Raw genomic sequence first — 22347 nt, forward strand, 5'->3', positions numbered from 1 at the left:
ATTCAAAGTGTCATATCCACATTTAGAGATAGGCGCATTTCTGCTAGACGTTGGTTTCGACTACATTTTCACTTCGGCCAAAAGCGCAACGCTTTTTAGTCGTGCCTCTAGATTATGAATGGGCATTGAAACAATTAACTCATCCACTTCTGTGGCTTCTACAAACTTAGCTAACTGCGTGGTTACCGTCGCTTTTGAGCCTACTAACGCATAACGCAATACATGAGACAGCATAGCGTAATCGGCTTCGCTGCAAATATTAGATAAATCATCTACAGGTTTAGCGAAAGGCTTATTCAGCCCGCGCCGCATATTCATAAACTGCTGTTGAACCGACGTGAACAAGTACTGAGCTTCTTCATCGGTATCGGCTACAACCGCCATTAACCCCGCCATCACGTGAGGCGTTTCTTGCTGCGCTGATGGTTTAAACATAGAACGATAAACATGCAAGGCATCGAACAGCTGGTCTGGTGCAAAGTGCGACGCAAAAGAATAAGGCAACCCAACCGATGCAGCCAATTGCGCACTGTATAAACTTGAACCCAACAACCATAACGGAATATGTGTGTTGGCACCCGGCACCGCGATAATTTTCTGCCCAGGCTCTGGGGCTCCCAAATAATGTTGAAGCTCTTTTATGTCATCAGGGTAGGTGTCTACATGCGCGTTGCTGCTAAGGTTGCGACGCAATGCTTTTGCGGTAGCCATGTCGGTACCTGGGGCTCGGCCAAGCCCTAAATCTATGCGACCTGGGTACAAGGTTTCCAACGTACCGAATTGCTCGGCGATAACCAATGGTGCGTGATTTGGTAGCATTACACCACCTGCACCTACACGAATGTGGTTAGTAGCGCCGGCAATGTTGCCTAACATAACGGCGGTAGCAGAACTCGCCACACCATGCATACCGTGATGTTCTGCCAACCACACACGTTGATATCCACTACGCTCAGCTTGCTTAGCTAACTCTCGCGAGTTACTTAATGCATCGCTTATGCTTTGCCCGTCTGAAATAGGGGCAAGATCGAGTAGTGAAAGGGGTAATGACATGGCTAACCTCGTAAACGTTTTTTGCAGTGTATCGCAAACTCAATATACGCCGAAAGGCTTTGCCACGGTTCACACGAGATACGCGATATTAGGTTTACTCTCGAGTAAACCTAAACTTCCCGCCGCCTTGTTGTAACTCGAAGCGAGTATAGTCAACTAGACCGCCGGCATTTTCAAACACAATAACAATACCTGCTGGCGTGAAACGAAATTCCGAGGCTGAATACGGAGTAAGACCAAGTACCGGTTGACCTGTAGCTTTCGCCGTTAGCACACTATCATCGACTTTTAACGTGATATTCAGAGGAATGTCTGGGGAGATAAACACACCTTCGTAGTTAACAAGGTATTCTTGCGCAAGCTCCACTGGCATCTGGGTCAAGTCAGGTATTTCATAATCAAGGCCATAATAAATACTCAATACGGCTATATTGATATCGTTCAGCGCATAATTTAACCCATTGGAAACCAGGCTTAAAACAACGTTATCGTCAGCAAAATAAGCCACGACTGAATTAAAACCGTCAATTCGCCCGTTGTGTCCAAAAGCCCTTTTGTCGTGAAAGGGGAATTGCAACAAGCCACGCCCTATACCTTGATTTACCTGTTTCATTTGGTTCAGCGAATCCTCAGAAACTAGCTCACCGGAAAAAAGGGCAGAGAGAAACAAGGCGACCTCGGTGGGCGTAGAGACAATTGCACCTGCGCCATGGGGGATACTCATATCGGAGAGGCTTGCAGGAGCCCAACCCGATGAGATAGGTTTATATGAGTTAGCTTGATTGCGCTTTACATCAATAGCCGCACCATAAATCGTTCTCGTTAGGTTTAATGGCATGCTAATACGCTGTTTTAGTTGATGGGCGTAAGTCGCTTTCGTAATATCTTCTATGATGAAGCCCAGCAGTAAATATCCGCTGTTCGAATAGCGCGTTTGGCTGCCTGGCTTAAAGTCACTTTCTAGCGCTTCGATAATTCCTATCATTTCACCCTTTGACTTGGGTGACGTCATATATTGACTAAATTCAGGTTTGTTAGTGAAATTATGAATCCCACTTCGGTGGCTAAGTAACATAGAGATTGTGATCTTATCGGCATTTTTAATATTGGGATAGAAGCCTGCCAATGTAGTATCTAAAGAAAGTTTCCCCTCCTCGATGAGCTGAAAAATCATTACAGATGTAAACACTTTAGTAATCGACCCTATGCGATACTGAGTGTGTTTATTGGCTTTCTTCTTCGTGGCTAAATCGGCATAACCTATTGAATTTTCGTAAACAGGCTTGCCATCTTCTACCACTGCCAAACTAAACATTGCCTTTTCATTTTCATCAAGCGCAGCTAGATACTTATCTAATTTAGCGGTATCAAAGCTTTGCGCAGACACATTAAAAATGCAGATAAAGAGAAGTAAACTAAAGCACTTTTTCATTTTTTGCTCCTTGCAGGCTCATGCTATGAGCGAATATAAATCATTCCATTTAACTAAGCGCGTAAGCGTGCTTTGTGAAGACTACGCTCGCCGCTGTAAACTAAGTTGCTGACCAGTCACCCATCAGTATACAGTACCACCCGCTACTTCGAAGAAAGTGAACTATGCAGTGCGTTTTTATACGCTTCAAAGGCTGGGATTGCCGAAGTGACAATAGCCGCCAAGGTAATCACACTTACCACTTTCAGCGTTTCCAGGGTAAGCAAATTCGCACTTAAAAATAGACCATACTGAGACGCAAGCCAATCACTCGATAAGGTTAACGCTGCGCTAAGCAACCCAATCGCCGCCACAATCGCTAACAATACTAAGATTAACGCTTCTACTAATACCAAGGTAAAGATAACGCCTGGGCCTGCACCTAATACTCGCAATACGGCAATTTCGTTTTTACGCTGCTGCATAGAGGCTAACAACATAGTCGATAAACCAAACAATGAAGATATAAGCACTAAAATGCTAATCACTCGCAGTAGGTTTTCTACCGTACCCATCATTTGCCAAAGCTCGGTTAGCGCCACGCCAGGCAGTATGGCCATAAGCCTATCTGTTTTGTAGTTGTTGATATCGCGCTGAAGTTTAAACGTTGCAAACTTTGAGGTTAACCCAAGCATTACCGCTGTTACGCTGTCTGGCGTGGTATTTACCGAGGTTGCATCGTTGAGCAATTGGCTTTGCTTTGACGCCGATAAATGAATAGCTTCAATCGCGTTTAAGCTTACATGCACGGTTTTATCTACCGGCGTGCCAGTGGCTGAAAGTATGCCGGTGATAGTGAAAGGGGTATTGTCATGATTGGTAAAACTGGTGTTACCAATACCATGAGAAATCACCACACTGTCTCCCACTTTATAACCCAGCTCTTTGGCCACATCAGCGCCTATCACCGCTTCAAATAAGCTCGCGAAGGCATTACCGTTTTGAAAACTGAGCGCTTGCTTGTTACCAAACTTGAAATGCTGAAAATAGTTGTCGTTCGTCCCCATTACCCGAAAGCCGCGATGAGAATCTCCTAAAGAGATAGGAATTGCCCACTCTACTAATTTACTTTCTTGCAGTGCTTCATAGCTTGCATAGTTGATGTTACTGGTGGGGCTTCCCATCCTGAACACTGAATACAATAAAAGATTGAGCTGACCGCTTGGGGCGCCAACGATAAGGTCGACATCTGAAATCGTACGGTTAAAGCTCTCTTTTGCCTGCTGGCGAATGTGCTCAACGCTTAGCAATACACTGATACTAATCAGCAACGAAAGAAACGTTAATATCACTGATTTTTTGCGACTACCTAAGCTACTCCACGCTAACGACACTAACATTACATGCTCTCCGCTGGCTGTTTTAGAGAGGACATTTCTACACTGGTTTCAAAAAACTTTTTCAAATACATATCGTGACTTACAAATATCAGTGTCGTGTTGTGCTGCTTACACATATCGATAAGAATGGTCATAAAGGCGTCTCGTGCGGCAGCATCCAAGGCAGACGTGGGTTCATCTACAAGCAATATTTCTGGTTTATTGATTAACGCACGGGCAATGGCTACCCGCTGCTGTTGGCCTACACTTAGCGTATTAGCGGGTTGCTGAAGAATAGTAGCAGGCAATTTAAGCCCTATCAGCAACGCTTCGGCCGCATCGGCCACATTGGTTTTGCCAGCTTTTGCGAAATATGTGGCCAGCTCAATATTTTTAAGCACGCTTAGGTAGGGAATCAAATTGAATTGCTGAAATACCACGCCAATATGCTGCGCGCGAAACTTATCGCGCTGCCTGGCTGACAAGGCGGAAAATGGCTTGCCGAGTAACGATAACTCGCCGCTTTGTGGCGTTAGCACCCCTGCTAACAAATTAAGCAAGGTGGTTTTGCCAGAGCCTGAATGACCATGTAGGAAAACACGATCACCGTAATTCACCTTCCACGTAGGTATATGCAGCCCACTGCTGTTTGAATCTGCATAATGATATTTAACGTCATTAAGCGCAAAAGCATTGCCTTGGTTAGGCGCTGTGTTTTTGGAGTGTGCTTCATTTTTCAATGGTTGCTCTGGTGCTGCTGACAATGTGAATCATCTCCTTTATGCGTTACGCGATGCTTGCGTAAAAGTGGATGTCGCTGACTCTAATTCTATTAGGCCGCCATGCAAGCCAAACTAAGCCTACTTTGCTGTAGGAGTACGCTCAGCCAGACTTCAAATATACAACTTAACCATGTTATGTTATAACGTTTTACACTAATTGTTATAATAATTCTTGGCTAAATAAAATGATGAACCTCTTCTTACGCGCCCGCATTGGTATTTTTGTCGCGATAGCAGGCATGCTTTTTTATCCTACAACATATGCTGAAGATATCGAAGCATCTGACTACCAAGAGGTGGAATGGACACAGTTAATGCCTGAAGAAGATTTAGCTGCGCTGCTAAATCCACCAGATTATTTAGCCGGTATTGAAGACGGCTCTCAAGAAGATTCTGTGGAAGCCTTTGGTAATCAAGAGTTTGATAACGAAGCTACCAACCGCTTTCAGCAAGCGCTGACATCAACGCAAGTCGTTAAAACCTTTGAGAATAAGCCTATCCGTATTCCTGGCTTTATTGTTCCTCTTGAAAGCAGCGAATCGCAAATGGTCACAGAATTTTTTATCGTACCTTACTTCGGTGCATGCATTCATATGCCTCCACCGCCCCCGAATCAGATTATATATGTGAGTATTGAGCAAGGTGTTGAACTAGAAAGTTTGTACGATCCTTTCTGGTTCGAAGGCACCTTGGCTATCGACACCACTGAAAATGCGATGGGCACCGCGGCGTACCGTTTAGATCACGTCAATGTGAAACCATACGAGGGATAATTGATGACACGATTTAATAAACTATTATCTGCCCTGCTAGCCTCTTTGACAGTGGTTTCTGCCGCACATGCTTGCGGCCTGCATGGCGGTGGTAATTTGGGCTTTGGCTTTAATCGGTTACACCCCCTTGCTCAGCAACATTATCAGGTGTCGGCTTTCCAAACCCTGTCGGTTAAACACGCTAAACAGGTGGACGTTGTTGTTGATGAAGCCGCCACAGCGAAAATATCTTACGTGATACCGCTACGCTATCGTGATGTAAACGTTAGTTTTATAGGTAGCGATGGCGTAGAAATAGTGGGAAATAGCGCTGTGTTACTGGAACAAGACGCTGGCGTTTATAACTTAACGTTTACGGTAAAGCGCCCAGGCCAATCGCACATTTCCATCCAAATAAATGGGTTAAGTGACGGGAAGCCTTTTTCACTGAGTCAGAAAATTGAACTACGCTCAGCATAAAAAAGTGGATAAGGGAGTGAGTAAAGTCGCTGCTAAAGAAAACGAGCCGGCTGCAGTTATCGCTAAGCGCAAACCATTGAAGATAGTACTACTTCTTTTCGTTTTCTTAGTGGCTGGCAGTGTATTCACTAGGCTAGTTCAACTATATTGGCCCAGCATAAAACATCAGTTGTACACTAGCGAAGCACTTTATCAGACCAGCAACCCCGAGTTACAGGCCTTATTCAGCCAAGAAGTTGAACAAAAAAGTGTAATACGCTTAGGTTGGCAAGACTTACTGCCAGAACAAGAAGAAGCCACCTTACGTCAATATCAATCAGGGAACGACACAAGTGACTTATCGCCTACCCAAATCGGCACCGTTCAGTCTATAACGAATCAATTGCTATTATCTATTCAAGCCAGTAGCGATGAAAATTACATTTCAGCCCTTCACTCCACCAATATAGTACACACCATTTTAGGCAAAGCGATTTCTATTTCCGGCTTTATTGTACCGATAGAAGTGAATGAAGATCGCACACTACAAAGCTTTTTCGTGGTGCCTTACTACGGCGCTTGTATTCACTTTCCCCCTCCACCACCCAATCAAATTATTTTTGTACAACTGCCCGATGGATTTGCCCATCACAATTTAGCCGACGCATTTACGTTAACGGGTATTTTAGAACAGGGTATGTTTGAAGACCCCCTTGGAACCTCAGCGTATATCCTTAACGTATACGACATTGAGGCTTACCATGGTCAGCCCGATGACTTTCGTGCTCACTAGGTTTATCAAGAACAATAGATGCTATTTTTCACAAACGCTGACAGGTATGCGTTAGCTATTATCCTAGGCATTTAAAGGGAATTTAGTGAGCATTTAGTACAGAGGGCATTTGGTTTTCATCTAGCAGGCATGCAACTAATTGTTGCTCCCACACCTAAAAAACCACTGATAATATTGGTTGGAATAGCACTTAATTTTTCAAGCTTACTTGTTGTAATACACACCCTTCCTGTACGCCGTTATTTATGTGTGATGATGTGCGGGTAATCGGTTTCATTATCTGTTTGACGGCGTAGTCTTAGGTTTCGAATATGACTAAATGCAATAAAGCTAGACCCTATAATCGTTAACGCCACTTCGCCGTATTCACCCAACACGTCGTGTCCTAACACTACGGCTAAAATAAGCAATGATAGCCCTACACCACCCACCAAAAGCATGGTGTGATTTCGGTGATAAAAGTACCCCATCATGAGAGCAATAACACTGATTGGCACAACGAAGAAAAGCAACGTTTTATGAAACAACTCGTCATCTAAAGCTAATACACCCGCTAGCGGTGGGAGAAGAAGTAATAAAACAGGCAATAATAAGCAGTGCACCACGCATAGCATAGACAGTGCTATGGCAGTTTTATCGCTTATTTTTTGAAAATTCATTCAGTATGGTTCCTTATTTTTAACCTACCAGATTCTTAGCTTACCAACGTAACGTTGGCTGACGGGCAGATAACTCAGAAAGACCTTGTCCACGTTCAGTGATCCACTGAGCTTGAATAGCACTTAGCGATGGCATTGATTCAAATAGGGTAACGGTAATGCCAGACACCGCATCATCACAGTGAAATTGATATTCAACTTCAATATTTTGATGCTTTTCTTCTTCGTGCCCTTCATGTTCGTCATGTTCTTTGTGCAAAGCATGCTCGCTCTCATGCGCCTCGTCGTGATCACCCGAGTGCGCTTCGTGAGCATCTTCATGGTCGCTCTTATGATGGTCATCATGCGCTTCTAATGTGTGCTCAACACCCACTAACTCGCATTTACCCTCCACATCTATCACGTTGGTATTTAAGGTGAACCTTTCGGCAAGCAAATTTTGACTACTTAGTTGCTCGGTCGTTTCAGGCTCGTGCTCAAAACCAAGGGCATCTGCGGCAGGTAATACAAGCTGAAGGTGAAGCATGCTGCCCTCTTGAGAAACTAAAAGCTCGCCTTGCCCGTGCACATGCTGCTGTGCATTTACTGCAAACCCTACACTAGAAAAAAAGAGTAAAGAGACCGCTAAATAGGGCTTTTTCATGAATATACCTTTTTATAAATTTTGATCTACATAACGTGTGAACACTAACGTTTAGCGCTTTTAAAATAAACAAAGGCCATCCATAAATGGCCTTTTAAGTTACTTTCGCTCTCGTTGAAAATGGCGCTCTTTTCCTTCATTAACTTGTTTAACGTCTGCACAATATTCTGAAATTGGTCTAATCAAAAGCCGAGGTATGCCAATAGGTTCACCCGTCTCTTTGCAATAACCAAAGTCACCATCTGAAATACGCTTCAGTGATTTGTCTATTTTACGTATGAGCTTTCTTTCTCTATCCATAATGCGCAAACCGATGCGCGAATCCTCCTCGTATTGCGCTCGATCTACATCATCATTTATCTCAGGAGGATCACTTAATTGAACCTTCATTTCCTCTATATGCAACATTGTTTTCCTCTTTAAATCGGTAAGTAGCGTTTTGAAGAAATCAAGCTGGGCCTCGTTCATATATTCTTCTGTAGGGGCATCTAAAAGCTGTTGCTTATCGACTATCTGATTCATGACAGTGTTTCCTTCGCTTGCATCAACCAACGCATCGTATTGTCGTAATGATTTTTACCGTAGCAATTCAAAAAATGTCGTGTGTACTCATTCTTCACATCGCTCATTGCTGCGATGCGCTCATCGACAAAAGATACCGTCAGTGGAATACCACACTCTTCTATAATGCAATGCTCCCATTGCCCGTAATTTGATGGAATGATTGGCGTTTTCATTCGATTACCTTATTAACAGTAAACTAAGAATATGATTTCAAAGGGTCCATTTAATAGAGCCTTACTATTTATCAATCCGTACTGATTATGTTATAACATCACATCGATAGAATGTGCAAATTAGCTTCTCGCTCAGTTTAGTGCTGAGTTTCTTAGCGCGAGTATTTGGGATTTCGCGCCTTTCCTAGCTACACTCGCTTATGCCATCACTTTCTATTCAGCTGGAAGGCTCATAGGTATAAGTCGGAAATATTAGCTATTTTGTCGTGCAAATATCACTATACCTCTGCGGCAAGGTATAGTGAGGTACGTGGCATTTATTAGATGAATAACAACGAAAAGAAAACGCGATGAACTCAATAAATTCAATAATCAAAAGCAAAGCTATGTGGTTTGTTTTAGTGGCATTGTTCGCTATTACCGCTAATGCAGCAGAAGAAACACATAAACGCACCATCGATATCGATAGTAGTGTAGTAACCGAGCATGAAACCAAAATATTAGGTAAGCGCGTGAAATACAGCGCTACAACAGGTACGCAACCGGTGTGGAATAGCAAGGATGACGCGGTCGCCACCTTGTTTTACACCTACTATCAGCGCACTGATATAAAAGACAATGAGTCTCGCCCGCTTGTTATCTCTTTTAATGGTGGCCCCGGTTCAGCATCAGTATGGATGCACGTGGCCTATACAGGCCCTCGAATTTTAAATATTGATGATGAAGGCTACCCCTTACAGCCGTACGGCGTGCAAACCAACCCATATTCAATATTAGATGTAGCAGACATCGTATTTGTTAACCCCGTTAATACTGGGTACAGCCGCGTACTTGAGAATGAAGAAGGTGAAATGCCTTCAAAGGACGCACAGAAGAGCATGTTTTTTGGCGTCAACGCTGATATCAGTTACCTGGCAGATTGGGTAAATACCTTTGTCACTCGCCATAATCGCTGGCGTTCGCCTAAATACCTCATTGGTGAGAGCTATGGTACTACTCGAGTTTCGGGTTTAGCCCTTGAATTACAAAACCGCCAGTGGATGTATTTAAATGGCGTAATATTAGTATCACCTACCGATATTGGTATTGAACGCAATGGCCCAGTAAAAGCCGCGAATCGCCTACCTTATTTTGCCGCTACTGCTTGGTATCACAAAAAGTTAGACCGTGAACTCCAAAATAAAGATTTAACTGAACTGCTTCCTGAAGTGGAAGATTTCACCATCAACACGCTTATTCCAGCGCTAGCAAAAGGTGGCTTTATTGGTGCTGAGGAAAAACGAGTTGTACTAAAAAAAATGGCGCGCTATTCGGGGTTATCAGAAGACGCGATTTCACAAAACAACCTTGATGTCAGCACCGCCTATTTTTGGAAATCGCTACTGCGTGATGAAGGTAAAACACTCGGCCGATTAGATAGCCGCTATTTAGGTATAGATGCCAAGCAAAGCGGCGATAGACCAGATTACTGGGCAGAGCTTACTTCATGGCTGCATTCGTTTACTCCCGCCATTAATTACTACTTGAGAGAAGAGTTAAATTACAAAACTGACACCAAATATAATATGTTTGGCGATGTTCACCCGTGGGACAGAAGTGGCAATAAATCTGGCGAAAACCTGCGTCTTGCCATGGCACAAAACCCATACTTGAATGTGATGATTCAAGCAGGTTACTACGACGGCGCCACCAACTATTTTGATGCCAAATATACTATGTGGCAGCTTGATCAAAGCGGCATTTTGCAAGACCGTTTAAGCTTTAAAGGCTATAGAAGCGGGCATATGATGTACTTGCGACGAGACGATTTAAAACAGTCTAATCAAGACTTACGTGAGTTTATCAATAACAGCACACCTAAAAAGGGTGAACCCGCGATGTATCGCCGATAAAAGGCGATAAAAAGAATATGGGGTCAGTGTACTTTTAAGGTTAATTAACACTGACCCTATTTACTCAATTTTCACTTTGCGCCTTTAAAGGCGCTAACTCCATCAATGCTCGGCAAATGTGCTATCCTGCGCGCCTAGATTCAGTTCAAGCAACAAATTGCGGTCAAAAGGAAAAGCCTTCACATGGTTCCATGGGTTAAATTAGGTACAGCTCAAATTCCAAATAACGGTGGTGAATTAACGTTTTCTCAGCGAGATGAAGAATTCAGTATTCGCCTATCCGGTATTCGTGGCGAGTTGATGAATAGCCGTGTATACAACTCAGAAAAAGAGCTGTCTCAAATGGGCTGCGAGCATCTTAAATCCACACATAATGCGCACGTTTTGGTAGGCGGTTTAGGAATGGGGTACACCCTTGCAGCTGCGCTAAAAGCAGTGACGCCTAGTTCACAAGTAACGGTGGCAGAGTTAATTCCTGAGGTGGTGGAATGGAACAAAGGCCCACTAGGTAATTGCGCTAAAAACCCACTTCAAGACCCTAGAACGAATGTTAAAGTAGGTGATGTAAAACACCTTTTAAATACTAAAACACCTACCTACGACGCCATATTACTTGATGTAGACAATGGCCCTGAAGGGTTAACCCATTCTGACAATAATTGGATTTATTCAATCGACGGCTTAGAAGATATTTATGAAGTGCTAAAACCCAATGGCATGCTAGCCATATGGTCTGCTGGGCCTGATTACTTGTTTTCTGTTCGCCTAAAAAACGTAGGCTACGTAGTGAGTACTCGTATTGCCAGAGCCCGCAAGGGTAAAGGAAGTAAGCACACCATATTCTTGGCTAGAAAAGCCGGTTAACAAAAATTGGGGTTAAAAGGTCAGAGCGATTTTAGGTTTAATTAACGCTGACCTCATTATTTTTTATTTTTTTCATTTGAATTAACAAACTACCGCGAGTGAGTACACTGGCCCCATTAAGAAGAATAAGTGGCCAAGCGACGGCAATAGGCATCGTAAACGCGAACGCGAGTGTAGTGACATCTTTAATTAGAATACTGCGAAATAAGGTTGGCGACAGCGCACCGATAACGCGACTGCGTCTTAACACCATTATTTGGTGCAGTGTGCCCTGCATAAGTAGCACTGTTACTACCAACATTAGGCTGTTAGCCCCAAGTTTGGCCAGATTGGGGTAAGGACGAAAGCCTATAGAACAGAGCCCAATCACCACACCAACGGCACACAAACTGACGATAAAACCAGTTGAGATTGACCGCCTGTCTCGCCAAATCTGATAAAGGATTGCCAATATCAGAAGGAGCGCACCAAAGCGAGTCCAGACGAGATAATGACTAAGCGGCTCTATCGCAATACCGAAAATAAAATTGGCATAAAACGCAAAAAAGCTTGAGGCAAACTGGTTTACCGACAAGCTTTGAGTAGCAGGCAAATGACTTTTACGAAGCGTCTCTATATTAGTGATTTGCTTTGCTAACCCGTACCACGTCAGCAAAAAAGCGGCTGCGCTCACGGTACCTAAAATATGGTACAACAAAAGAGACTCCTCAGCCGCTTATAGAGAACTACTCCACAGTAACCGACTTCGCCAAGTTACGAGGTTGGTCAACATCCGTACCTTTAATTAACGCTACGTAGTACGACAACAACTGTAACGGCAAGGTATAAATGATAGGGGCAATAGGTGCTTCGCAGTGCGGTACATTGATTACACGCATGGTGTCGTCACCTTTGAACGCGGCGTCTTTATCGGCGAACACATACATGATGCCACCACGAGCGCGTACTTCTTCCACATTCGATTTAAGCTTTTCTAGCAATTCGTTATTAGGCGCAACCACAATAACCGGCATTTCATCATCGATAAGTGCCAATGGGCCGTGCTTTAATTCGCCTGATGCATAGGCTTCTGCGTGAATATACGAAATCTCTTTTAGCTTAAGCGCGCCTTCCATGGCAATAGGGTATTGATCGCCACGGCCTAAGAATAAGCTGTGTTGTTTATCGGCAAATTCTTCGGCTAAATCTTCAATACCTTGGGTAATGGTTAGGGTTTCTTCTAGCTTGGCGGGCAAGCTTTGAAGTGCGCTGATGATGTCTTTACTATCACTTTCAGCCATACCGTTTTTCTCACCTAACGCTAGGGTTAGCATTAAGAATGCAGTTAACTGGGTAGTGAAGGCTTTGGTTGATGCCACGCCAATTTCGGCGCCTGCACGGGTCATAAACGCTAAGTCTGACTCGCGTACCAACGAAGAACCCGGTACGTTACAAATAGCTAAACTTGCGCTATACCCAATTTCTTTGGCTAAACGTAGTGCCGCTAAAGTATCGGCTGTTTCGCCCGACTGTGAAATGGTGATAAGTAAGCTATTCGGGTGAACCACTGACTTGCGGTAACGAAACTCAGAGGCAATTTCGATATTGCACGACACATTGGCGTATTCTTCTAACCAGTAGCGGGCGGTCATACCGGAATGATAGCTGGTACCACAGGCTACAATTTGCACATGTTTAATTTTACTAAAAATATCATCGGCACCGTTTCCAAACACATCTGCCGCTAATCCATTTTCGGTTAGTCTGTCTTTTAACGTATTGCGCACAACCACTGGCTGCTCGTGAATTTCTTTGAGCATATAATGACGGTAAGCGCCTTTATCGCCGGCGTCGTGTTCAACGTTAGATTCAATAATTTCACGTTCAACTGCATTACCGTCTTTGTCATAAATAGCAATGGTGCGGCGAGTAATATCGGCAACATCACCTTCTTCTAAAAATATAAAACGGCGTGTAACTGGTAACAGTGCCATTTGATCAGACGCAACAAAGTTTTCGCCTAACCCTAAACCAATTACTAACGGGCTACCAGAGCGCGCTACTACCATACGGCCCACATCTTCTTTGTCGATAACAACAGTACCGTAAGCGCCGTGGAATGTTTTAACGGAGGTCTGAACCGCTTCTAATAAGTCTTTGCCAGCATCTAATGCTTCATGAACCGTGTGGGCGATGGTTTCGGTGTCAGTGTCGCTGCTAAATACATAGCCTTTTGCTGAAAGCTGTTCGCGTAGGGTTTGGTAGTTTTCAATAATACCATTGTGCACTACCGCAACGCGGTCGCTAGAGAAATGAGGGTGGGCATTGGCTACAGTAACACCGCCGTGGGTGGCCCAACGGGTATGCGCAATACCGGTCGTCCCTAACGCTTCATCGTTAGCAATAATATCGACGAGCTCTTGTACCTTACCGGTACTTCTTATGCGATTTAGTGTGCCATCTTGCTGCAACAAGGCCACGCCTGAAGAGTCGTAACCACGATATTCAAGTCGCTTTAAGCCTTCTAATAGAATTTCAACAACATTACGCTCGCCAACAGCACCGACAATTCCACACATAATTACTCTCCGTTTTGCGCAGCGACCAGCACCGTTACGCCTTGTTGTTCAATTAGATATTTATCCTCGTCACTAATGCCATTATCAGTCACAAGGGTAGAGATATTTTCCCAGCCCAATTCTAAATTGGGCATTTTGTTCGAAAGCTTATTTGACGTTGCCATTACAACAACTTCATGGGCAGCACGTGCCATGGCACGAGTAAGCCCGGTTAATTCATTAAAGGTAGTAGTTCCGCGACTTACATCAATACCCGCCGCGCCAATAAACGCCATATCAAAACTATATGCCGATACTAATTGTTCGGCCATTGCACCTTGGAATGAACGAGATGCCGAGTCCCAGGTACCACCTGTCATTAAAATAGTCGGTTCGTTATTGCTTTTGGTCAGCTGACTCGCTGCATCTAAGGCATTGGTCATCACTACCAGATTGGGTATGTCACGAAGGCAAGGTAAAAGCGCAGCGATGGTACTGCCGCAATCTAATACTATTTTTGAGCCTTGTTGAATGCGACTAGCAGCAAGCTTACCTATATTCTGTTTTATCGATGAAGGTAAATTCACTACATTGGTTTCACCTTGAGAAGCAGATAATGGCGCGGCACCGCCAAATTGACGAATAAGCTTTTTTTGGTCTGCCAAGGCGGCTAAATCTTTTCGGATAGTCACTTCAGATGTACTGAACTGGGCCGCGAGGAATTCAACTTGCGCGTAGCCGTGAGTATTTACCCATTTAATAATGCCAGCGCGGCGCTGATCTACAGAACGACTTGTTTTCACACTCAACCCAACCCCGATATGACGAAAACCACAGTGTTTTCTCTACACCATTTCTAAACTATTTCTACATTACTTCTACATCATGACTTTCAAAACGAAAGCTATAATTTACAAAGTGAAAGAAATGTAAGCTATTCGACTTTATTTCGCAAGTTTTTTGCACAATTATTATAAAGCGACGAACGAGGGTAGAAACAAGCGGGCACAAAAAAGGACAACCATAGCTGTCCTTTCATTAAGCGGTAAAAAGCTCTAAAGCTATTACATACTCGCTATTTTTTAGTCGGGCGGGGCCAGTTAGCAATATTACGCTGCTTGCCTCGTGCTACTGCTAATGCCGCACTCTCTACTTCGGTGGTAATGACTGAGCCAGCACCTACCGTGGCATTGTCACCAATCGTTACGGGAGCCACTAACGAAGAATTAGAGCCCACGAAGGCATTCTGACCTATAACGGTTTTAGATTTATTCACGCCGTCATAGTTACAAGTAATAGTGCCAGCACCAATATTGGCATTAGCGCCCACTTCCGCATCACCTAGGTAAGTAAGGTGATTAACCTTAGCTCCTTCACCTAGCACGGTTTTCTTCATTTCAACGAAGTTACCGACTTTAGATTTTGCATGCATAACCGCGCCAGGGCGCAAGCGACCAAATGGCCCTACCGTGCAGCTTTCACCTACGATGGCTTCTTCGATAATAGAATTTGCCTCAATGACTGCGTTGTCGGCAATTTCACAATTTCTCAAAACGCAGTTCGGCCCAATCGTTACGTTATTGCCTAAAATAACGTTACCTTCTACCACCGCATTAATATCAATGCTTACGTCCTGCCCCGTGGTTAGTGTGCCTCTTAGGTCGAAACGTTGAGGGTCGGCCAATGCCACGCCATTGGTCATTAATTCGTTCGCTTGGCGAAGTTGTAGCGCACGCTCTAGATGCGCCAATTGAATGCGGTTATTTACCCCTTCAACCTCAACCACTTCTTGTGGTTGTGCCGATTGAATACGCTTGCCTTCATTAGCCGCCATTTCAATGACATCAGTAAGGTAATACTCACCTTGTGCGTTGCTATTGCTTAGCGCACCCAACCAACGTTTTAAATCGCTTCCGGCCATCATCATCATGCCGGTATTGATTTCACAAATTTGCTTTTGCGCATCGGTGGCATCTTTGTGCTCAACAATGGCGGTAATGTTGTCGTCTTTACGAATAATTCGGCCCATACCTGTTGGGTCGTCTAATTCAACGGTAAGCAGGGCTAAATCACACTCAGCTTTCACGGCTTTTAGCTTGGCCAAGGTTTCTTGACGAATAAGGGGTGCATCGCCAACTAGTACAAGCACATCTTCATCATCGCTAATGTGAGGCGCGGCTTGCTGCACCGCATGACCCGTGCCTAACTGCTCTTCTTGCAAACACCAGTTTAAGTTTTCGCCTGTTAATGTGGCCTTTAGCTTGTCGCCTCCATGACCATAAACTAAATGAATACTATCAGCCTCTAGGGCTTGAACGGTGTTGATAATACGCTGCACCATGGGCACTCCGCCCACTTTGTGAAGTACCTTTGGTAACGAAGACTTCATGCGCGTGCCTTTGCCTGCGGCTAAAACTACCACTGAAAATGCCATGCTATTCCTTTACGAAAATCGATAATACGAACTTTTGCCTAGTGTATCTAAGCCGTGATTATATGTCAGCGATTGATTTTTAAGGGCTCATTCTTAAGTCTATATCTGAGCTGAACAGCCTAGTAGTTCATTAAATCAACGGGTATACTTTGTTCTCAACTGAATTGGATTGTAGCAGCAAAGGAGCTTGCGTAGTCAGTGAATACTTTTCGAACACTTCACCGAAGTATATTGGTGCTGTTTGCCGTCGTGGTTCTAGCTATTGTTACCCTAGTGCATTTTAGTATTTCTAAAATTGTAGCGGAGCAAAGCAGAGCACAGCAACAGTCACTATCGCCAGCGGTGTCTCTTATTGTCGAGCAGTTATTAAAGCCGCTTCATACGTCTGAAGCGTTAGGCCATTCCACTGAATTAGTCACCTTAATGGAAGGCGACGAGGTTAACGAGGCCGCGATATTTAACACCCTAAACCGTCTTGAAAGAGAGTTTGGTTTATCCTTCTTTATTGCCAGCGAGAGCGCCAAACGACAATATAATTCCGATGGCACTACCATTGAGTTAATTGAGGGCGAAGTCAGTTGGTATTTTAAGTACCGTGATGGATCTCAGGATGCAGTGGCGGATATTGGTAAATGGGAAGACACCCATTTTTATATCGACCTTAAGGTCTTTGATGACGATGGCCGGTTTCTGGGCTTCTTTGGCATAGGGAAAAGCTTACGCAGTTTTATTAGTGTCTTCGATTCTTACAAAGAACAATACGGCTACGACTTTCTTTTTGTCGATGAAAAGGGAGACATCATGCTGTCTTCCGACCCTTCTCTTGTGGCCTCGTATTCTGACTTTACCAACCTTTCAGAGCTACCTTGGTATGCCAGCCTTCCGATTACGGTGCAAGACGAGCAAGCCCTTAATAATAAGTTAGTGACTATCGATCAAAAAGACTTTTTGATTGCCGAAGTTAAATTGAACCAGTTTGGATGGACCGTCTTTTTACTTAGCCCATTAGAAGACAGGCAGACCGAAATATCGCAAGCCTTTATCTTCAGTGTGGTTACTTTGCTAGTGGTTGTTTTCTCACTCTTTTTGCTTATATATAATTTGCTCTATTATTTCAGACGAGACATGCAGCCCGACTTAATTGTGCGTCATGCTAATCGTTTGCCCGACCGCACTAACTTAGAACTTATCTACCAATCGTTATTAAAAGAACAGCGTTCTATTAGTGTAATTTTAATCAGCGTAGACGACTTTGGGCATATTATTGATGCCCATGGCCGAAATGCGGGCGATGATGTGTTAGATAAGGTTGTGGCATATCTTTCTGATCACTTACGTGAGCAAGATGTGCTTGGTCGCTGGAGCAGTGAAGAATTTATTATCTTATTGCCTCAAACAGGGCCGCATGAAGCCTTCGATACTGCGCAAAACTTACGTCATGGCATTGCCACGTTAACGCCGTTAAGTGAGTCGCCGCAGCTTCAATTAACCGCCTCTTTTGGGGTATCTTTCACTGCCACCACCCGCAGTATGAATGAAGTTACTGCCCATGCGGAAGATGCGCTGTATCAGGCTAAAAGGGATGGGCACAATTTAGTGCGTATGCAGCTTATTGAATAAGTAAGCTGCTAAATTTTGATTTGAAATTTAATAAACAGATTTCAATATATAACGCTTAGCATCACCACACGTATTAGCTGTACTTAATGGTACTAAGCTGTATTACGTATACTAGGGTGATGCTAACGTCCTTTCAAACCGAGCAAACAAGTTTATTACGCCGTTTTGGCTGCCCTGCTACGTTTTATTATACCTATCACACCGGTAGTGAGTGCCACACCCGTTAGTATCATTACCCCGCCAATAATGGTTTGTAACGACAAGTGCTCTTGCAAGAACAATACGCCCCAAATAATGCCAAATAACGGCACCATGTAGGCCACCGAAATCGCTTTTGCTGGCCCTACATTGGCAATCAATTTGAAATACAAAATATAAGCAATAGCAGTACCTAAAATGGCGAGTGCAACCGCATTTAGCCAAGCATTAGTACTTGGCATAGTGGCTGGTAATGTACTTAATGCGAACGGTGCTAACATAACAGATGCCATCGCTTGGCTTCCTGTAGCCACCACTAAAGGTCGCACGCCTTGCAGCCATCGTTTCATCATGCTGGCAGCAATGCCGTAGCAGGTAGTGGCAAGTAAAGCGGTTAGAATAGGCACAAAGCTAATATCACCTTCCCCTAGCTTTTGCTGGCTAATAACCGTTACACCCAAGAACCCGAGCGCTAAGCCTCCAATGGCAGTAGGAGTAAGTTTGTCGCCCAACCATAGCCACGCCACTAACGCGCCAAACATTGGCGCGGTGGCGTTTAAAATAGCATTAACTCCCGCTTCTAGATGCAAACTGCTGTAGTTGAATAACGCGAAGGGCACGGCGGTATTCGCTAGCCCTACCAGTGCAATGGGAAACCAATGCCTGAAAATTTGGCTCACGCCACCGGTCATCATCAAAACAGGCAGTAACACACTGGTAGCCAGTACGGTACGAATGGCTACCAATACATAAATCCCAAACTCAGGCGCCGCCACCCGCATAAAAATAAATGAGCCGCCCCAAATCGATGCTAATAGTAATAGTGCAGCAATATCTCTTAAGCCCATAGTACGCCTTGTGCTCCTTCTAATTTCAATAAGTATTGCTTACGTTCAAGCCCACCCGCGTATCCCGTTAAGGTTTTATTGCTCCCAATAACCCGGTGACAGGGTACCACTATCGCAATAGGGTTGCGTCCGTTAGCCATGCCCACGGCACGAACTGCTTTGGGATTATTTAACTTATTGGCAATATCTGCATAACTGGCGGTTTCACCATAAGGTATATCACACAGTGCCTTCCATACCGCTTGCTGAAACGCAGTGCCTTTGGCATCAAAGGGTAAGTCGAATTGGGTGAGGCTTCCATTAAAATAATCTGCTAGCTGCACTTTTGCTGCTTCAGTGAAATCATTGCTGGTAACGCCGCCGTCAACGTCACCATTAGCGCTATCTACAAATACAATCGCACTAATTCCTTTGCTAGTTGCCGCTATTTCAATAAGCCCTTGTGGTGAATCAAGGTAGCTTTTGCATACTGTCATGACTTATTCCTACTGATATGTTTATACCCAACAACACGTTAACTATTGCTTAACTGCCACAACTGTAGTGTTAAATAACTTTGCCATGGTGCAGCCTTTTGCGGCAACACCGGATATTTCTCTGCCATTTTTCTTACAATAAGGTCGCCAGCCAAGTACACATCAGGGTTACGTTCACCTCGCATCTTAAGGTAATCTAATGTCCATTGACCAACCCCTTTGATTGACAATATTTCATCATGAGTTGGCTGGTTACCGTTACAAAACAACGCCGCAAAATCGCGAAGTGCAAGCTTACGGGCATTAGGCATACGCAAAAAAGTTAACTCACTATTCGCAACCGCTTCGGGTTCTGGAAAACAATAATGTTGGTTTTGCTCGACGGGCCCCTCTGCGGCTACCGCCCCTAAATGCTGTGCAAGCAGCCCCGCTTGATTAATCGCGGCTTTTACACTGACTTGTTGCCCTACTATCGCTCTGCACCCACTTTCAAATACCGTCCATGTACCAGGAAGCCGCAACCCTTTAGTAAGAAGATTATCAGGCAAGCCCGCTGCTAATAGCGATTTTTCTATTAACTCTGGGGCTGCATGTAAATCGAGTAGCTGCTTGATTTGTTCTACCGTTTTATACACATAACCTAAATTTGGCAAACGCATTTTCACATCGAAGCCATTTACGCTCTCGTTGAAAGTTGCGCTAATAAACCCCAATTCTCCCTTAACACTTATATAACGGCAGTAGGTATCTTCACACACCTCTTCTACGCCACGAATAGCGCGCAAAGCAAGAAATTCGCGCACTTGCTGCCAGTGGTAAGGTGGCCTGAAGTGCAACCTAAGGGATATTTCAGGCAATGCAGCATGGCGTTTGCTTCGTAATTCGGTAGGCGTTTTTTTGCAATAGGTTTGCACTGCCCGCTGAAGCTGCCTTGTAGAGGCATATCCGGCGCTAAACGCAATATCAGTAAGCTTCATGGTAGATTGTTGTAGTAGCTGCTTAGCAAACAGCACCCTTTGTAAATCTTGATATTGTTTGGGCGACAACCCCGTATGCGACACCATGAGTTTATTTAAGTAACGCTCACTAATACCCAATCGGCTTGAAATAGTGGAAATAGACTGCACGGGTATATCACTTAATAGCGTTAGCGCTCTTGTCACCGTTGTCCCTACCCCTAACCACGCAAAAGAAGACGGTGCGCTGTCGGGCCTGCATCGTAAACAGGGACGAAAGCCATCGCTCATGGCTTTAGCAGCGTGGTTATAGTAAGCCACGTTCTTTTCATCTGGCAATTTGGCAGGGCAAATTGGCCGACAAAATATGCCCGTGGTTTTCACCGCCACAAAGAAGCGACCATCAAAACGGGCATCTCTACTTACCCTAGCTTTAGCGTAAGTATCGCGGTGCTCATTGTCTACATGCGCTGAATCTTTTATGTCAGTGTTCATACTATGGCTCTGGTTGATGTGCGGGTTTAAACAGTCACTGCGCTATTAAGAATTAATTGTATCCTGTTCCCCTTGCAAGGGTGCGACAAAATCGGAACTGACAGTAAAATATCAGTAGAGTTGATAATCGCCACTAGCAACCGCATAATGGCGTAAAAATAATAGTGCCTGCCACCTTTGGGGTGCGCCCTTACAGAGCCCAATTCATGTTGCAAACCACGCGCAATTTAGTAACGCGCCTGATTAGAATTAGCCTATTCTTTTTCACGCTTATCGTGACACTTCCCGCATTAAGCGCCGATTGGCTTTCTGATTATGCCAACTATGTGCAGCGCGAGGCCGCAAAATATAATGTGCCCGGCTATACCTTTGTTTATTACGAGCAAGGCAAGGCACCACAAGTTTATGTCTATGGCAGAACTCACAAAGGCGGGAAGCGGATCACCGAAGACACCGTCTTTCGCCTAGCCTCGGTATCAAAAACCTTCACCGCGCTTCTTTCTGCCAAACTGGTTGAACAACAACGTTTGCATTGGGACACCCCCATTTCCACCCTGTTACCTGATATTCCCTTTGCTGTGGACGGTATGGAAACATTGCAGCTTCAGCACATTGTGGGCCAATCTAGCGGTTTTATGCCCAATGCCTACGACAACTTAATTGAAGCCGACTATTCGCTGCAACGGGTGCTAACGTCATTGAGTGAACTCGACCCTTTGTGCGTACCTGGTGAGTGCTACACCTACCAAAATGCGCTTTTTGGGGCGCTCGAGTACTATTTTACGAACAATTATTCTTCTTATTCTCGGGAAGTACAAACTCAGCTGTTTACTCCGCTGGGCATGAATACCGCAAGTGTAGGAAAAGGCGGGTTGCTTGCTTCTGCATCCTGGGCTCGCCCACACATTGCTATTGCCAGAGATAGATGGCGGGAAGGCGCGGTTGAAAGCAACTACTACCGCTTTTCACCCGCAGCGGGTGTAAACGCAAGCATTACCGATATGACCATTTACTTGCAGGCTTTGCTAGGCGAATTTCCTACGGTGATCTCACCTGACATGATTGAGGAAGTCACCACACCACGGGTTAAAACCCAGCGCGAAACTAGGCGCAGAGGTTGGCGCGGAATGCTTAAAGACGCCCATTATGGGCTAGGCTGGCGCGTTTATGACTTTGACGGCAAGCGCATTAACTATCATGGAGGTTGGGTAAAAGGGTATCGTGCTGATGTGGCGTTTGCGCCCGATTATAAAACCGGATATGTGATGCTGATGAATGCCGAATCGAATATGATAAATTCTACAACGGCTGAGTTTTGGAAGCGTTATTTTAAACAAGCAGAGGCTAAGGAATAGGCTG

The 22347-nt window shown here is 44.5% G+C and carries 22 protein-coding genes; 7 read left to right on the forward strand and 15 right to left on the reverse strand.

Annotated features, from left to right (window positions below; translation table 11 throughout):
- Positions 1 to 60: 60 nt before the first annotated feature.
- The 4 genes from JKP82_RS10125 to JKP82_RS10140 all read right to left on the reverse strand — a co-directional run bounded on the left by JKP82_RS10125 (position 61) and on the right by JKP82_RS10140 (position 4607).
- On the reverse strand, positions 61 to 1053 hold the full coding sequence (locus tag JKP82_RS10125) for an LLM class flavin-dependent oxidoreductase (protein ID WP_159533921.1): 993 nt from the start codon (positions 1051 to 1053) through the stop codon (positions 61 to 63).
- Positions 1054 to 1147: 94 nt separating this feature from the next.
- Complete coding sequence (locus JKP82_RS10130; protein WP_126874010.1) at positions 1148 to 2485, reverse strand: serine hydrolase domain-containing protein; 1338 nt, start codon at positions 2483 to 2485, stop codon at positions 1148 to 1150.
- A 143-nt stretch (positions 2486 to 2628) separates the two neighbouring features.
- Positions 2629 to 3864 carry an ABC transporter permease gene (locus JKP82_RS10135; protein WP_159533925.1) on the reverse strand — a complete coding sequence of 412 codons (1236 nt, stop codon included), beginning with the start codon at positions 3862 to 3864 and terminating at the stop codon, positions 2629 to 2631.
- Positions 3864 to 4607 carry an ABC transporter ATP-binding protein gene (locus JKP82_RS10140; RefSeq protein WP_159533927.1) on the reverse strand — a complete coding sequence of 248 codons (744 nt, stop codon included), beginning with the start codon at positions 4605 to 4607 and terminating at the stop codon, positions 3864 to 3866. The genes JKP82_RS10135 and JKP82_RS10140 overlap by 1 nt, the downstream gene beginning before the upstream one ends.
- 203 nt (positions 4608 to 4810) lie before the next feature.
- On the opposite strand from JKP82_RS10140, the gene JKP82_RS10145 reads away from it, so the two are divergent.
- The 3 genes from JKP82_RS10145 to JKP82_RS10155 are packed head-to-tail and all read left to right on the forward strand — an operon-like array spanning position 4811 to position 6629.
- Positions 4811 to 5398: a DUF3299 domain-containing protein gene (locus JKP82_RS10145; RefSeq protein WP_218396876.1), complete on the forward strand. Its 588-nt coding sequence runs from the start codon at positions 4811 to 4813 to the stop codon at positions 5396 to 5398.
- A 3-nt stretch (positions 5399 to 5401) separates the two neighbouring features.
- On the forward strand, positions 5402 to 5857 hold the full coding sequence (locus JKP82_RS10150) for a hypothetical protein (RefSeq protein ID WP_218396878.1): 456 nt from the start codon (positions 5402 to 5404) through the stop codon (positions 5855 to 5857).
- A gap of 16 nt (positions 5858 to 5873) precedes the next feature.
- Positions 5874 to 6629: a DUF3299 domain-containing protein gene (locus JKP82_RS10155; RefSeq protein WP_218396880.1), complete on the forward strand. Its 756-nt coding sequence runs from the start codon at positions 5874 to 5876 to the stop codon at positions 6627 to 6629.
- 239 nt (positions 6630 to 6868) lie between these two features.
- On the opposite strand, the gene JKP82_RS10160 is transcribed toward JKP82_RS10155, so the two are convergent.
- The 4 genes from JKP82_RS10160 to JKP82_RS10175 all read right to left on the reverse strand — a co-directional run bounded on the left by JKP82_RS10160 (position 6869) and on the right by JKP82_RS10175 (position 8668).
- Positions 6869 to 7288, reverse strand: coding sequence for a MerC domain-containing protein (locus tag JKP82_RS10160; RefSeq protein WP_218396881.1), 420 nt, complete (start codon positions 7286 to 7288; stop codon positions 6869 to 6871).
- A 40-nt stretch (positions 7289 to 7328) separates the two neighbouring features.
- Positions 7329 to 7931, reverse strand: a complete 603-nt coding sequence (locus tag JKP82_RS10165) for a ZrgA family zinc uptake protein (protein ID WP_218396884.1) — start codon at positions 7929 to 7931, stop codon at positions 7329 to 7331.
- 99 nt (positions 7932 to 8030) lie between these two features.
- Positions 8031 to 8453, reverse strand: a complete 423-nt coding sequence (gene dksA / locus JKP82_RS10170) for an RNA polymerase-binding protein DksA (protein WP_218396886.1) — start codon at positions 8451 to 8453, stop codon at positions 8031 to 8033.
- Positions 8450 to 8668: a hypothetical protein gene (locus JKP82_RS10175; RefSeq protein ID WP_159533941.1), complete on the reverse strand. Its 219-nt coding sequence runs from the start codon at positions 8666 to 8668 to the stop codon at positions 8450 to 8452. Before JKP82_RS10175 ends, dksA begins: the two co-directional genes overlap by 4 nt.
- Positions 8669 to 9054: 386 nt before the next feature.
- On the opposite strand from JKP82_RS10175, the gene JKP82_RS10180 reads away from it, so the two are divergent.
- Both JKP82_RS10180 and JKP82_RS10185 read left to right on the forward strand, forming a co-directional pair.
- Positions 9055 to 10560, forward strand: coding sequence for a S10 family peptidase (locus tag JKP82_RS10180; RefSeq protein WP_232370706.1), 1506 nt, complete (start codon positions 9055 to 9057; stop codon positions 10558 to 10560).
- A gap of 183 nt (positions 10561 to 10743) precedes the next feature.
- Positions 10744 to 11424, forward strand: a complete 681-nt coding sequence (locus tag JKP82_RS10185) for a spermidine synthase (protein WP_218396887.1) — start codon at positions 10744 to 10746, stop codon at positions 11422 to 11424.
- Positions 11425 to 11461: 37 nt separating this feature from the next.
- Here JKP82_RS10185 and JKP82_RS10190 read toward each other — a convergent pair whose 3' ends face one another.
- The 4 genes from JKP82_RS10190 to glmU all read right to left on the reverse strand — a co-directional run bounded on the left by JKP82_RS10190 (position 11462) and on the right by glmU (position 16395).
- Positions 11462 to 12121 (reverse strand): hypothetical protein, encoded by a 660-nt coding sequence (locus JKP82_RS10190; protein WP_159533947.1) that lies wholly within the window; start codon positions 12119 to 12121, stop codon positions 11462 to 11464.
- A gap of 28 nt (positions 12122 to 12149) precedes the next feature.
- Positions 12150 to 13982: a glutamine--fructose-6-phosphate transaminase (isomerizing) gene (glmS, locus tag JKP82_RS10195; RefSeq protein ID WP_218396889.1), complete on the reverse strand. Its 1833-nt coding sequence runs from the start codon at positions 13980 to 13982 to the stop codon at positions 12150 to 12152.
- A 2-nt stretch (positions 13983 to 13984) separates the two neighbouring features.
- Complete coding sequence (locus JKP82_RS10200; RefSeq protein ID WP_159533951.1) at positions 13985 to 14764, reverse strand: DeoR/GlpR family DNA-binding transcription regulator; 780 nt, start codon at positions 14762 to 14764, stop codon at positions 13985 to 13987.
- 272 nt (positions 14765 to 15036) lie between these two features.
- On the reverse strand, positions 15037 to 16395 hold the full coding sequence (glmU, locus tag JKP82_RS10205; RefSeq protein ID WP_159533953.1) for a bifunctional UDP-N-acetylglucosamine diphosphorylase/glucosamine-1-phosphate N-acetyltransferase GlmU: 1359 nt from the start codon (positions 16393 to 16395) through the stop codon (positions 15037 to 15039).
- A gap of 198 nt (positions 16396 to 16593) precedes the next feature.
- Here glmU and JKP82_RS10210 point away from each other — a divergent pair, with 198 nt between their 5' ends.
- On the forward strand, positions 16594 to 18015 hold the full coding sequence (locus JKP82_RS10210) for a sensor domain-containing diguanylate cyclase (protein ID WP_218396891.1): 1422 nt from the start codon (positions 16594 to 16596) through the stop codon (positions 18013 to 18015).
- A 155-nt stretch (positions 18016 to 18170) separates the two neighbouring features.
- Here the strand turns inward: JKP82_RS10210 and JKP82_RS10215 are convergent, their stop codons facing one another.
- The 3 genes from JKP82_RS10215 to JKP82_RS10225 are packed head-to-tail and all read right to left on the reverse strand — an operon-like array spanning position 18171 to position 20988.
- Positions 18171 to 19061, reverse strand: coding sequence for a DMT family transporter (locus JKP82_RS10215; RefSeq protein ID WP_218396893.1), 891 nt, complete (start codon positions 19059 to 19061; stop codon positions 18171 to 18173).
- Entirely contained in the window at positions 19052 to 19537 is a 486-nt protein-coding gene (locus JKP82_RS10220) for a methylated-DNA--[protein]-cysteine S-methyltransferase (protein ID WP_218396895.1), read from the reverse strand. The genes JKP82_RS10215 and JKP82_RS10220 overlap by 10 nt, the downstream gene beginning before the upstream one ends.
- Before the next feature lie 38 nt (positions 19538 to 19575).
- Complete coding sequence (locus JKP82_RS10225; RefSeq protein ID WP_218396897.1) at positions 19576 to 20988, reverse strand: DNA-3-methyladenine glycosylase 2 family protein; 1413 nt, start codon at positions 20986 to 20988, stop codon at positions 19576 to 19578.
- Positions 20989 to 21194: 206 nt separating this feature from the next.
- Between JKP82_RS10225 and JKP82_RS10230 the strand changes: the two genes are divergently transcribed.
- The gene (locus JKP82_RS10230) at positions 21195 to 22343 is read left to right on the forward strand and encodes a serine hydrolase domain-containing protein (RefSeq protein WP_159533963.1); all 1149 of its coding nucleotides are present in this window, start codon (positions 21195 to 21197) and stop codon (positions 22341 to 22343) included.
- Positions 22344 to 22347 lie beyond the last annotated feature (4 nt).

The organism is Alteromonas lipotrueae (assembly GCF_019249215.1).
In the GTDB taxonomy this organism is placed as follows: Bacteria; Pseudomonadota; Gammaproteobacteria; order Enterobacterales; family Alteromonadaceae; genus Alteromonas; species Alteromonas lipotrueae.

Excerpts from the sequence above, each read along its gene's own strand:
- JKP82_RS10180 (WP_232370706.1), top strand. The coding sequence starts at position 9,055 with ATGTGGTTTGTTTTAGTGGCATTGTTCGCTATTACCGCTAATGCAGCA.
- JKP82_RS10135 (WP_159533925.1), bottom strand. The coding sequence starts at position 3,864 with ATGTTAGTGTCGTTAGCGTGGAGTAGCTTAGGTAGTCGCAAAAAATCA.
- dksA (WP_218396886.1), bottom strand. The coding sequence starts at position 8,453 with ATGAATCAGATAGTCGATAAGCAACAGCTTTTAGATGCCCCTACAGAA.
- glmS (WP_218396889.1), bottom strand. The coding sequence starts at position 13,982 with ATGTGTGGAATTGTCGGTGCTGTTGGCGAGCGTAATGTTGTTGAAATT.
- JKP82_RS10125 (WP_159533921.1), bottom strand. The coding sequence starts at position 1,053 with ATGTCATTACCCCTTTCACTACTCGATCTTGCCCCTATTTCAGACGGG.
- JKP82_RS10230 (WP_159533963.1), top strand. The coding sequence starts at position 21,195 with ATGTTGCAAACCACGCGCAATTTAGTAACGCGCCTGATTAGAATTAGC.
- JKP82_RS10150 (WP_218396878.1), top strand. The coding sequence starts at position 5,402 with ATGACACGATTTAATAAACTATTATCTGCCCTGCTAGCCTCTTTGACA.
- JKP82_RS10185 (WP_218396887.1), top strand. The coding sequence starts at position 10,744 with ATGGTTCCATGGGTTAAATTAGGTACAGCTCAAATTCCAAATAACGGT.
- JKP82_RS10160 (WP_218396881.1), bottom strand. The coding sequence starts at position 7,288 with ATGAATTTTCAAAAAATAAGCGATAAAACTGCCATAGCACTGTCTATG.
- JKP82_RS10145 (WP_218396876.1), top strand. The coding sequence starts at position 4,811 with ATGATGAACCTCTTCTTACGCGCCCGCATTGGTATTTTTGTCGCGATA.
- glmU (WP_159533953.1), bottom strand. The coding sequence starts at position 16,395 with ATGGCATTTTCAGTGGTAGTTTTAGCCGCAGGCAAAGGCACGCGCATG.
- JKP82_RS10215 (WP_218396893.1), bottom strand. The coding sequence starts at position 19,061 with ATGGGCTTAAGAGATATTGCTGCACTATTACTATTAGCATCGATTTGG.
- JKP82_RS10225 (WP_218396897.1), bottom strand. The coding sequence starts at position 20,988 with ATGAACACTGACATAAAAGATTCAGCGCATGTAGACAATGAGCACCGC.
- JKP82_RS10175 (WP_159533941.1), bottom strand. The coding sequence starts at position 8,668 with ATGAAAACGCCAATCATTCCATCAAATTACGGGCAATGGGAGCATTGC.
- JKP82_RS10220 (WP_218396895.1), bottom strand. The coding sequence starts at position 19,537 with ATGACAGTATGCAAAAGCTACCTTGATTCACCACAAGGGCTTATTGAA.
- JKP82_RS10165 (WP_218396884.1), bottom strand. The coding sequence starts at position 7,931 with ATGAAAAAGCCCTATTTAGCGGTCTCTTTACTCTTTTTTTCTAGTGTA.
- JKP82_RS10130 (WP_126874010.1), bottom strand. The coding sequence starts at position 2,485 with ATGAAAAAGTGCTTTAGTTTACTTCTCTTTATCTGCATTTTTAATGTG.